The 13,016-nt window shown below is 44.6% G+C and carries 7 protein-coding genes and 1 pseudogene; all 8 read right to left on the bottom strand.

The window, feature by feature from the left end; translation table 11 throughout:
* Positions 1-260 (bottom strand): annotated as a pseudogene (locus tag OA79_RS18310) (transposase); the annotation flags it as partial.
* A gap of 465 nt (positions 261-725) precedes the next feature.
* The gene (locus tag OA79_RS17565; RefSeq protein WP_063334519.1) at positions 726-1,127 is read right to left on the bottom strand and encodes a DUF6911 family protein; all 402 of its coding nucleotides are present in this window, start codon (positions 1,125-1,127) and stop codon (positions 726-728) included.
* Positions 1,124-2,449, bottom strand: coding sequence for a cytidine deaminase-like fold-containing protein (locus OA79_RS17560; RefSeq protein ID WP_063334518.1), 1,326 nt, complete (start codon positions 2,447-2,449; stop codon positions 1,124-1,126). Before OA79_RS17560 ends, OA79_RS17565 begins: the two co-directional genes overlap by 4 nt.
* Positions 2,450-2,655: 206 nt before the next feature.
* Positions 2,656-3,663, bottom strand: a complete 1,008-nt coding sequence (locus OA79_RS17555; protein ID WP_063334517.1) for a transposase — start codon at positions 3,661-3,663, stop codon at positions 2,656-2,658.
* A gap of 69 nt (positions 3,664-3,732) precedes the next feature.
* A complete protein-coding gene (locus tag OA79_RS17550; protein ID WP_063334516.1) occupies positions 3,733-3,954 on the bottom strand; it encodes a hypothetical protein in 222 nt (73 codons plus the stop codon).
* A gap of 513 nt (positions 3,955-4,467) precedes the next feature.
* Entirely contained in the window at positions 4,468-4,719 is a 252-nt protein-coding gene (locus OA79_RS17545; protein ID WP_063334515.1) for a hypothetical protein, read from the bottom strand.
* Between the two features lie 2 nt (positions 4,720-4,721).
* The gene (locus OA79_RS17540; protein ID WP_063334514.1) at positions 4,722-4,943 is read right to left on the bottom strand and encodes a hypothetical protein; all 222 of its coding nucleotides are present in this window, start codon (positions 4,941-4,943) and stop codon (positions 4,722-4,724) included.
* Positions 4,943-12,982, bottom strand: coding sequence for a hemagglutinin repeat-containing protein (locus OA79_RS17535; protein WP_231908912.1), 8,040 nt, complete (start codon positions 12,980-12,982; stop codon positions 4,943-4,945). Before OA79_RS17535 ends, OA79_RS17540 begins: the two co-directional genes overlap by 1 nt.
* Positions 12,983-13,016 lie beyond the last annotated feature (34 nt).

The raw sequence follows: 13,016 nt of genomic DNA, 5'->3' as shown, positions 1-13,016 counted from the left end.
TTGGCAAGTCCTCCCCTTTTATATAGCGTTGAGTAAATATTGTCCCTTTGTGTAATGCGTGCCAACGCTGTAATACTTCTAATGTTGACCATGATTTCGCTTTTTCTGTATTCACATGCAACACAACCACGACGATGTTCATAACTATTTCCTGTAACAGGATCATCACCGCACAAAAAAGCTCGCCGTACACAGCGAGCCACACAATGGTAATAAGGGGTGTCTTGTAAACTGACTTGAGCTTCCCTAGACCTTGGCATATCCAACCTCTCTTCCTTGAGAAAAAAAATACTGTAATTATATACAGTGTATTTAAATATGGTCAAGAAAACGCTAGAAGCCTTGGAAACACTGAGTTCTTAAGGTGCCTGTCCTAATAAGTGCTGGCATCGTTGTAAGCACTTTTCGCCTCACTAACCGCGTTTTTTGTCTCTTTCAGGTTCTGAATCGAGAAAACGCTAGAAGCCTTGGAAACACTGAGTTCTTAAGGTGCCTGTCCTAATAAGCTATTACGGCGGGGTACATATAATTATTCATCCAATTGATTTCTTAAAAAATCATCATACTGATCATTAGTAATACATTTAACATTGTTGCATGCATTTTGAAGGGCTGGCACATTCTCTGGAGACAAAACTTTTGCATTATCAACCATCGCGTCAGCATCACGACTAGCTACACTCTGTAAATCACTTGCATCCGCTTCTTGTAAGTACCGTGTATTTTTAACGCCATACGTCGGAAAGAATATCTTGTGATACGTTGCCTGTTTCGTAAAATTCTTTGAAGATGCGAATCACTAAATCAAGATCATCTGTCACTAACTGAGGATCCCAGTAATCACCAAGTATTTCAATTTGAGGCAATCCTTTTTTTTCTTTGAAAAACAAGGTGCGAACCTCTTCATCATCTTCATTTAAGTGATAATTCATACTCACAAAGAAATTACCGGAATCTGCTCTTACCTGTAAGAAGTCTGCACCAACATCTGGAGAGTCTGGTATAGAAAGGCTTACAGTACAATCTTCACCCTGTAATTTTGAAAGTACACCAGTTACATCTTGGAATTGAGGAGTATAAACACTTTTAGACTCCAACAAAGATGAAGACAAACAAAACTCAATCATTTTTGATCCCCTTCAGGTTTAGTTTCTTTCAGCTTACCCATTGAACCATCTTCCCTTCTTGTCCAAGTTAGAGTTTTTCCAGATTTGGCTTCGTATATAGTTAATGAGTTCAAACCTGCTTTATCAGCAGCTTTTCTAAGATCTGAACGGCAATAACCACAAACTTCCATTCCTTCTACTGTCATGGTCATATTCTTTCCTTGCGTTGTACCTGCATCAAAAGCCTGTTGAATCGCACCAACTTCAGCATGGGCTGTCGCCATATTGCCATTAGGGAATGGTTTATCAGGGTTCTTATCAATTTTGATCTGAATGTCATCAGCAATAAGCGTTGGTTTATTGGGGTCTGCTAATTCCGGTGGTCGTGAGCCTTGGTTAGTGTCATTGAACTTAACACCATCAACTTCCGCTTCAGCAGTCACTTTTGGAGGAGTACTACCCTCTGAGCCACTACCACTTCCAATACTACCAGAAGAATCCGCGTCATCACCACCATCACTCGATGCTTTTTTATCTCCTAAGTTTACTCCTTTTCTGCCGAGATCAACGCCTATTATAGTCGCAATCGCTCCCACACCGTCATCGGTGTTGATCATCGATTCACCTGATTCTAGGCTGTTATAAAGCGCCGTATCATTTTGTTCATCTGTGCGAAGTTCACGGTATTCGTCCACGTCCACGTTTTGGATCTTAGCGCCCACATACGAGGTGACGGCTTCACCAACCTGGGCTAACTCATCACCAGCAACCGCCGACAAGCCTTCATCAACGAGTATGCCAACTGCTGCTTTTACAGGCCCACCAACCGCATCAATACCATAAGATAACATGCTTGATAGGACTGGATTTTCTTCCGCTAATGCCTGTGCCTCTTGGTTGAGTTTGCCCAGCGCATCCGTTCCCACCGCCAGTGCCGTTGGACCATTAGAGCTGATCTCGACGGGGTCTAAGAAATGGCTTCCATCCTCGTCACTTATCACCTTTTGCGCCGATGTTTCGGTTGCTTGATTTTGCTCTTGTTGATTGACTTCGGCCAAGAAATCTTCTTGTGACTTGCCTTTAATGGATTCTAAATTGGCTAAGCTGTCTTGGATTCCTTCTCTTTCAAGCGCTTCTGCTATTTCTTCATCGGAGAAGTCCGCTCTAATCCAAGCATCAACAACGTCCTCACCTGTCTCGCCCAAACGACCTCTTAATTCCTCCGGCAAGTCATTACCCAGCACGGCAATTTCATCAGCCACATAATCCACTCCCGAGGCCACAGCATCATGGGTCGCGCTTATGTCATTGGCGATGTCCTCCCAACCCGTTTTTGACAACATACGGTTGTCCACCGTGAGATTGGGAAGACAACCAAGACACCCATTTTAAAATTCAATTACACCAGAAAGGGACAATCCATATTTAGACAGTAAAAATGAATTCGAAAACCACTTTTTAGGCCGCTTCATCTAAACAAAAGAGAAAAGACAGAGAGGAAATGTACTTTTAGCCAAATTGATGACGAAGAAAAGCCACTAGCGTGCCGCTAGCTTGATAGGAAAAGAGATTGAAGCAGCTTATTGGGCAAGCAATTTGACGCTTTGCCGATATATGGCTTTCGCTGTCGACGGTTTGATTCGCAGTAATGCGCTATTGAGTGCTCATTGCCCACGACACTGCCCGTTCTTGTCCCAAATTCAGTCGCAATACACAGCCAATTTTCTGAGGAAGTATTGAGCCGTTGAAGTATTGGTAGTAAAGAGGCGTCTATTGACCCCCGTTTGTCTTCTCGAATGATACGCCCTGTCATATCTACCAACTCAAGATAATCAGTCAGTTTGAAAGGCAAACCATCAGGCATGTTTTCTCTGGGGTTACCGACAAAAGGATAAAGCGATTTCGGTTGTTTTTGATGCTTTGCGGCGACAACCCGCTTTTTAACACTGGTAAATTCTGAGTCTTCTGGCGTTTGACTGATTTTTGCTCTTAACGGGTTGAGATCAACATAGGCCATACAAGCGGCCAGCGCGGCTTCATCAAGCAAAGCTTGAGACTTAAAGCGCCCTTCCCAAAACCTCCCTGTGCATTTATCTTCAAAGTTCGCTTGGCGAGCAATTGGTTCATTCAATTCCCTCATGAGCCAGCTAATATCCATAAGGCGAGTTTTAAAAATCTCGACTGACGATTCAACCAATGCCATAGCGAACTCAGGTAAAGGTTCGCCTCGTGCATATTGTTGAGTAAACAAGGTGCCTTTATGCAGTTTATGCCACCTTTTTAAGACCTCTAATGTAGACCATTTCGCCGCTTTTTCTGCGTTTATATGCAATACCACATGCAGGTGGTTACTCATGACTGCATAAGCACATATATCAATAGCAAAGACACTGGCTAGGAATAATAAACGCTCTTCGACCCAGCCACGACGGTGGTCAAAGCTTTTACCCGAGACAGGATCTTCACCACACAAAAATGCTCTACGTACACAACGTGAAATGCAATGATAGTAAGGCGTATCTTGTAGACTAATTTGCTGACTTCTCGCTCTTGGCATGACAAACTCCTCCTTGAGAAAATACACTGTAATTATGTACAGCATTTTGAATTTTAATCAAGCAAAAAATCAAATCCCTCGATATAACTGGCTTTGAGAGGTGGGTGACTTGTTACGCAGTGTGTTACGCAGTGCTATGTCTTTGGTGATTTCTTGGCTGTTGGCGACGTCTCGGTTGAGGTTGGCGAATTGCGCTTGTTCGTCTAGATTGCTGTTGCCCACGGTGACGTTACCAAGGCCGATGGTGGCTTTGGTGGTTTGGGCTTTTTCAGGAAGAACCAAAAAGCTCAATCGCTGGATTGAGCCTTGGAAGAAGTAAAGGATTCTAACTTATTGAAAATATTAAGAACTTAAGGTGGGTGTCTTGTTAAATTCTATTTTGAAAATATTAAGAACTTAAGGTGGGTGTCTTGTTAAATTCTATTAAGAACTTAAGGTGCCTGTCCTAATAAGATTCCATAAGCATTTTTCACCCCTACCGTGAGGGTCTTGGTCTTGGTGATGGTGTCATATTTCTGTGGGGAGAGTTGTCATAGATGTCTTCACGCCCACCAATGAGATTCTTAACTTATTGAAAATATGAATATTTTAGGCTGGGTGTCTTGATAAATTCTTTTGGGCTGACAATGGAGATGATTTTGTTCAGAATAGTCGTCCCGTTCATGGCTCTAGGTGTTTAGTTGTTTTTGGCGAAATTATTGATCACCAAAAGCCATGAATGTTCCTTATAGGCTCTAAATTATTGTTATTTATTGATAATTCTTGGGGATCCCTCAGACTCTGCCCCCAATTATTAATTTCAATTCATTGTGGTATTTTTATATATGGGGCTAAGCTATTATCAAGCTCCTCGGATCCATAAGCTCTCCACTTAACCAACTCCAAGTAACCTATCAAAGAAGCTAACTTCTTCCTATCACACCCAATTTTTGACGATAATTCAGCATCACTTAACTTTGAAGCCACTGTTTTCATTGCGGCAATTGATATATCCAACTCACTCTGAGAGAGAGACCAAGCCAACTCAACTTCTGAAAATCGAACTATATCAACCATTGTTAAAAACCAATATAAGAACTAGGTCTTTTGGATAAACCTATGCTAATTTTTTCACAAAGCTCAGACAAAGAATTCTGGCTCGGTAAATCTTCATTACCAACTTTAATTTCTTCATACTTAAACCCATAAGCACATTCTCTCAAACATGCCCGAAGAATCCATAAATCCCGATCCTCTGACACAAAATCTATATGTTCTTCTGTCAAATTAGTTATCTTCATTAATCAACCTCTAAACCTTTTTTGGGTAAGTCTAATTGAGGAGTAGTTGCTTGGGGAGATGTTACCTTTGGTATATCACCAAACTTTTCAGCATTTTTAATATATGTATCCCAATCGCCAGAAGGACGCCAAGCTGTTCCAGGGCTCTCTGAATTAGTCGCATCTCTTATAACAACCGTCTTAGTCTTACTATCTAAATAAATTGTTCTTCCATCAGATGTATAACGAACGCTAGTCGAATTATTTATAACACTTTCAATATGCTGTTGAAATTCTTGCTTTGAATTAAGCTCAGGAAACTCATCTCTATGCTTATCCCAAGCATGGTGGCTTGTAATTTCCTCTGATGTTAATTGATTATTTAATCTAGCTGCATTTATATTTGTTGTCGCAGAACCAACACCATCCCCCATACTACCAGAAGAAACTGCCCCATCACCACTATCATGGCTCGTTGCCGATTTAACAGACCTTCTACCCAGATCAACACCCAAGATGGTCGCTACCATTCCTACACCGTCGTCGGTGTTGATCATCGATTCACCTGATTCTAGGCTGTTATAAAGCGCCGTATCATTTTGTTCATCTGTGCGAAGTTCACGGTATTCGTCCACGTCCACGTTTTGGATCTTAGCGCCCACATACGAGGTGACGGCTTCACCAACCTGGGCTAACTCATCACCAGCAACCGCCGAAAAGCCTTCATCAACGAGTATGCCAACTGCTGCTTTTACAGGCCCACCAACCGCATCCATACCATAAGACAACATGTTTGATAGGACTGGATTGTCTTCCGCTAATGCCTGCACCTCTTGGTTGAGTTTACCCAGCGCATCCGTTCCCACCGCCAGAGCAGTTGGACTATTATTAGAGTCGGTAATTTCTAAGAGGCCTAAGCGAACTTCTCCATCCTTTACAGATATATCACTTTGTGTCGATGTTTCGGTTGCTTGATTTTGCTCTTGTTGATTGACTTCGGCCAAGAAATCTTCTTGTGACTTGCCTTTAATGGATTCTAAATTGGCTAAGCTTTCTTGGACTTTGTCTCGTTCAAGCGCTTCTGCTATTTGTTCATCGGTGTAATCGGCACGAATCCAATCGTCAACAAGCTCTTCCCCTGTCTCACCTAACTGACCGCGATACTCCTCCGGCAAATCATTACCCAGCACGGCAATTTCATCGGCCACATAATCCACTCCCGAGGCCACAGCATCATGGGTCGCGCTTATGTCATTGGCGATGTCCTCCCAACCCGTTTTTGACAACATACGGTTGTCCACCGTGAGGTTGGCATCTAAACCACCACGCTCTACGTCTTTGGTGATTTCTTGGCTGTTGGTAATGTCTCGGTTAAGGTCTGCGAATTGCGCTTGTTCGTCGATGTTGGTGCCGCCGACGGTGACGTTACCAAGGCCTATGGTGGCTTTGGTGGTTTGTTCTTTTTCCGCACCATTAAAAGAAGCACTGTAAGTCGAGGTAGACGAATCTTTACCTGAATTAGACGCGTCTTGGCCTAAGCCACTCACGGAATAACCCAAGCCTAGGTTTTTGTTGCTGGAAGTGTCCTCAAGATCGGAGATGCTGAGACTCTGAGTAGTTAGGGTTAATTGATCTGTCGTTTGACCATTGCTATCCACCGCAGCAATCACACCACCGGTTATGGTTGTGTCTTTTGCCTTAATAGTGACTTGACCACCACTAATACCGCTTTGTTGAGCAACCCAAGCGCTTTCTGACTGACCAACAGCAATATTGCCACCAAAACCACTCACACCGGTCGATGAGCTTGGTGTTGTCGACTCAGTAGAAGCAAGGTTACCCGCAGCACTTCCGTTATTGGTCGAGGGGGATGGCGCTTGACCACTGCTGCCCATTACATCTTTCCAGCCTGCGTCATTATTGCCTAAAGAAGCGCTTAGGTTCATGCCTACACTAGAATTACTGCCACTTGAGGTATCTTGCAGGCTTTCTATAACCAGTTGGTCAGTGGTGATGTCAATATTCTGTCCGTTAAGGTTGCCACCTTTGATAGTAAGTGTGTCACTGTTACTGACCACGCTGCCGGCACTTAGCTGACTGTTAACATAGTTTGTGCTGGCATATTGGCTTTGGCTCCGACTTGCATTAACACTGCCACTAAAAGCGGTACTGTCAGCTTTCATACTGGCACTGACACTGGCCCCTTCACTGTGGCTTTCTGTGTCTTCGCTGTAGGTATTTTGGCCTGCGGTGATATTGATATTATCGGCATTCAGCGCAAGTTGCCCAGCCGTCGCAATGACAGACCCTTCGACATTCAAGTTGTTGTCACTGGTCAGACTGGTATTACCACCTACCTGAATGTTAGCCCCTTGCCATTGACCTTGACTAGTGGTGGTTGAGGTGGTGTCGGTTTGCGTAGTCACGCCCGCTGTGGCGTAAAAACCGGTTCCTCCACTGGCGGCTGTCGCCGCGGCAGCCGCACTCGAATTATAAGCTGCCGTAGTAGCATTGGCGACGTTGGCAGTCGCCACGGCTAAGTTGGCTTTGTAGAAGTCCAAATCGCTTTTCGGAAGCTTACCGTCGGCCACTTTTTGCTTGGCGTCATCATAGGCCGCTTTGGCATCTTTGACGGCATCTTTGGCTTGATCCAAAGCACGCACGGCAAGGTAGGTATCGGCATAGGCGTTTTTCACACCCACTGTTAAGGTCTTGGTTTTGGTGATGCTGTCATTTGTGGTGTCATAGGTGTCTTCGCGACCACCAATGAGTACATTCTCGCCTTCAATGCTCGCGTCATTTTGCACCGACACATCACTGGCAATGATGGCCACATTTTTGACAGCTTTGATATTCAAGTTACCCGCTTGTAAGCTCGACCCAGCCCAAGTATTCGCCGTGGTGGTGGTACGCTCGGTGTGGTCGGTTTCCGTAATGCTGGCTAGTGTCAATTCTCCTTTTTCCGAAGAGAAACTGGCGCCCTCCCCTGAAACAGTCTGGTCAGTATGCGAGGTGCTGGTCACGGTGCGCTCTTGCGCTGCATCGATGGTGACATTCTGCGCTGTTAAGTTGGCAGTGTCGCTCACCGCGACTTGCGCGCCAATGAGGGTCAGGTCTTGCTGCGCGGTGAGATTTAAGTCGGTTGAGGATAATTGGGTGGTGTGTTGCGTTAGCGTATCGGTACGGGTGGCATCCGATTCACCCACCTTGATTTCTCCATGCACTAAGCCTGCCGTGCCCACAGACGCCACCACAGCAAGGCCTTTGGCAAGGTCTTTAAACACGCCTCGGAAGCTGGAGGAAGATTCACTCCACTCACTGCTTTCTAATGCCTGAGTGGTGACGGTAACATTACCCGCTAATTCCCCTTTGTCGTTGACGTATTGGCCGTTGGCGTTTTGTGTTACGGCGTCAGTGCCGATGGATAAGGTGTCATTAGCCGCCAAGGTGGCGCCTTCTAGGGTGATGTTGCTGCCACTGTCTAGGCTGATGTTGCCACCACCCACCAAATCACTGGTGACCGCCGTTTGTTTGATAGAGCCCTTATCTTTGGCTTTGACTTTAAAGGTGCCTTTTTTCTGTTTCTGGTAGCGTTGAGAGCTTTGGTCCACGGCACTGAGCAGTTCAATGTCACCCGCCGCTTGCACGCTGATGTCGCCTTCGGCGTTAGCTTTGCTACCCTCCAAGAGAATATCAACACCTGATGCAATAGTAAGATCACCGCCCGACGTCAGGTTCGTACCTTGATTAATCAGGCTTTCAGACGTCGTCGTGGTCGTGGATCTTTTTGTACCAAATAATTTTTTCTTTTTCTTTTTCACTTGCTGATAAGACGAATTATGCGCGGTTTCTGTGGTCAAGATCACATCGCCCCCCGCCGCTAAGGTCAGATCCTCGCCACTGCTTAAAGTGGAGCCTTTGGAGAAAATGTCGTTCTGACTCACCAGAGTCAAGGCACCGCCGGCGCTCAAGTCGGTGCCTGTGATACTTTCGTTATGAGTGCGTTTTTCGGTGGAGTTGCCACCGCCGCCCACAAAGCTGTAGGCGTCTTTGATGTCTTTGACAGCTAAGAGGTCGATATTGTTGGCGGATAAAATCAAATCGTTATCCGCCGCCAGTTGAGCACCTTGGCTGGTAAAGGTATTGCCCGTGCTGAGTTGAATCTGACTGGCTGCTAAGCTGTTCACCTGATGAGTAACAGAAGAAGCATTTCTTCTACGAGCACTGGATTCGGTTGTGTTTTCGACGCTGCTCAAGGTTAAATCATTTGCAGCATGGATACTTAGCTGATCTAAAGCGCTGATTGCAGAAGCGCCACTAATAAAGTTGTTACCCGCGCTCAATTGAATCGAGTTGGCCGATAATGAATTGGTCAGATGATTCGTGGTCGAATTCTGAGAATTGTAATGCCCTCCAATATCACTGCTATTTGTTACCTCTAAACTAGCAAGGGTAAAATCATTGCCTGCTTGAGCAAAAATCTGATCATTGGCACTCACCTCACTGCCAATGAGGCTAATATCATTGCCCGCCACTAAGTTGACAGTCCCGCCTTGTAATGACGCCGTTTCTCCTAACAAGGTTTGCGTGTTGGAAAAGATCCCAGACTGAGTACTAATGGTTTGATTCTGGGTTTCACTGGTAATGTTGCCGCCCGCCACCAAATTGAGAGCGCCATTGACTTGTATACTCCCCGAGTTACCAATATCGCTGGAGGCATTTAGACTGGCATTATTTCCTGCCATCATGTTACCGCTATTGCTAATATTCTCACCACTGAGAGATAGATCAGAACGCGCGACAATAGCGCCTGAATTAACAAGATCACCGTCCACTTGGATGTCTATATTAGTTGCAGCAATCAAGGCTCCATCTGGTCTTAAGGTCATATCAGAAGTATTGGAAAAGTATACCTTCGGCACCAAAGCTTCTTGAGGTCCTGAATCCGTCTGCACCGTCTCAGAGACCATCCATACGATCGGTTGTTTAAGTTGCGCCACTTGTTTATCAGTGAGCTCAATGCCCACGCTTAATTGTAAGTCTGTGTATTCCTCTAAGGCATTGTCCATCAAGGTCGCGTAGGCGGATTCTATGTCCACTTGATCGGGCAAAGTTTGGAAACCGGTGTAGGATAAGATTTGCTCACGCACCAGATTTTGTTCTAAAAAACCATCGCCCAGACGTGAGGCCGTTTTCCCGGTTCGGCCTTGATCATCACCGACCATTTTGTTGAGCATGTAGTCAGATGAGACAAAATTTTTGTAATTGGTGAACAAGGGGTTGGTTTGTATTAGGTAATCAGAATCAGGATTTTCGGAAGAGGTATAAAGCGCACTCTGTACAAAAGAGTCTACATTAAGGTCATTAAAAATGGCGTCACGGCGGGATTTCACCGTTTCCAAATTAATGTTACCAAGTGACGAATCATTAGAATTCGTTACTTGCGGCTGCTCAGAAGTGTTTATTGTCGCATCGTTAGAATCAGCAGCGACTTGCGGTTGCTCAGAAGTGTTTATTGTCGCATCGTTAGAACCAGTTGTGACTTGTGGCTGACCAGAAGTATTGATTGTCGTTTCATTAGAATCAGCAACGACTTGTGGCTGTTCAGAAGTATTGATTGTCGTTTCGTTAGAATCAGCAACGACTTGTGGCTGTTCAGAAGTGTTTATTGTCGCATCGTTAGAACCAGTTGTGACTTGTGGCTGATCAGGTGTATTGATTGTCGTTTCATTATAGTCAGCAGTGACTTGCGGCTGTTCAGAAGTATTGATTGTCGTTTCGTTAGAACCAGTTGTGACTTGCGGCTGCTCAGAAGTATTTATGGTCGCTTCATTAGAATCAGCAGTGACTTGCGGCTGATCAGAAGTGTTTATTGTCGCATCGTTAGAACCAGTTGTGACTTGTGGCTGATCAGAAGTATTGATTGTCGTTTCGTTAGAATCAGCAACGACTTGTGGCTGTTCAGAAGTATTGATTGTCGTTTCGTTAGAATCAGCAACGACTTGTGGCTGTTCAGAAGTATTGATTGTCGTTTCGTTAGAATCAGCAACGACTTGTGGCTGTTCAGAAGTATTGATTGTCGTTTCGTTAGAATCAGCAACGACTTGTGGCTGTTCAGAGGTATTTACTGTCTCGTCGTTTGAGCCCACCAACTGCGACGCACCTATACCAGAAGCAGCAAGGTTTTGTTCAGAGTCAGACAAGGTCGCGTCTAGATCACCATTAACAGAAGCCAATGAGACTGAATCCGCAGAACCTATGCTGGAAACGCTCTTAGCTTGACCTGTAATGTTGCCGTTAGAAGTAAAAGTTGAAGTGGCTAAAGCAACTGGGGTTTTTATAATAATATCTGGAATACGTTGTGAATCAACATAATCTTGAAGCTCAGATTCACTCATACGATGACATATCCCCATTTGCAATTCAGGACCACCACATGGATCAAATATAAATAAAAACTGCTTGTAATGTACGGTTTTTTCTAGGCTTAAACTAGTAAGTTCATATTTATTCACATCAAAATCAAGATCTCCAATCGCACTAATTGTAGAATACTGATTATCAATATTTCCTTTTAAGGTCAGATTCCCTTGAGTCATTAAATATGCCTGCTCGCTGTCTTCCACTATGTAAGGGGTTGTCGTTGTGATAGAAAACAAACCATTATATTCAGGAACTAAAAAACCTCCCCAAAATCCCGGAGCATATGATGAAGTTTCTAAGTCATGCGTTTCAAATTGATAGCGAAAACGATTCTTTTTATTCAATATTGTTTGCGCGTTAACAGTTAAGTCCCTGACGGTTTCTATTCTTGCCGAGCTATTCGTTAAAGTATTTTCTGTTTCTAAATGGCCACTGCCTAAACTGTAAAGCACGGCACCTGATTTGTTATTGATATTGCCTGTGGAATACAGATCCAGATGTTCATTAGCTACAATGGCGCCACTGCTACCATTGTTTAACAGATTACTGGTATTCAAATACACCTGATTGGCACCAATGGATCCGTAGTTGGTCAGGCTTCCTAAGGTCAAATCCAAGTTGCCATTAAGTGCCGTAATGTAGCCGCTACTTTGGTTAGTCAGGCTGCCTGAGCGAGGGTTCTCAACATTATCTTCTCCCTCTGTACTTTGGGTGGCTTGCGTGGTTTGTATATTGTTTTGTGCTTCGATTTTGGCATTGTCATTGGTTAAGGTACCGCGCCAGTCCATAGTTATGCTGTCGTTGGCACGAATCAAAGCTTCTGCGGTATTTTCTATGTTTTGACTGGACAAACGGATATCGTGACCGGATTCAATCTGGCTGTCGTTATTGATCAGGTCCGTCGCCGCCTCTATGATTAATAGGTCATTGGCACGAATGCTGGCACCATGGGTGTTACGCACCTCACCCTGAGAGGCTATTATGGTCACATCGCCCGTAGCGCTAATCTGGCTGTCGCTGGTGTCATTGTGAATGGCCGTTGCCGTCAACTCGACCTCTTTGCCCGTTAACACCCCCTTATTGGTTAACGGCCCTGTCATTATTTGTTCATTGTTTTCATCTGGTTTACCTATCGCGATGCTGAGTGTGCCATTCTGCGCCAGCAAGGCACTGTTAGCGTCGTTGCTGAAATCTTGACTCAGAAGTGAAATATCATTAACCGCTTCCATCACACTTCCTGTGTTAATTACATCACCAAAAGCATTTAAATCAATCGATGTATCCGCATGAACCAAAGCGCCATTTTCATTGCTAATGTTGCCTTGCACATTCAATGCTATCGCATCGGTGGAGTAGATCTTGGCGTTAACCGAACTGTTGTTTAGTTCGGTGGCATTAATCGTGATGCCTTTACCCGCCAAAGCACCTTGGTTGGTAACTTGGTTGGTGTCTATTGTTAAACTTCCATCTTGTGCCAGAATTGTCCCCGAGCTGGTGAGGTTCTGACTCTTAATGTCGACCTGATTTAAAGCTTCAATCGTGGAATTTGTGTTGGTGAGGTTGCCCTCAGCATCCAAGGTAAGATCAGTATCCGCATGTACCAGAGCGCCATCTTCATTGATGATGTTACCTTGCACATTCAATGCTATCGCATCGGTGGAATAAATCTTG

The sequence above is a fragment of the Marinomonas sp. TW1 genome (assembly GCF_001625355.1).
Classification (GTDB): domain Bacteria; phylum Pseudomonadota; class Gammaproteobacteria; order Pseudomonadales; family Marinomonadaceae; genus Marinomonas.
Note: the sequence above shows the minus strand (reverse complement) of the source record. Positions and strands in the feature narration are given on the sequence as shown.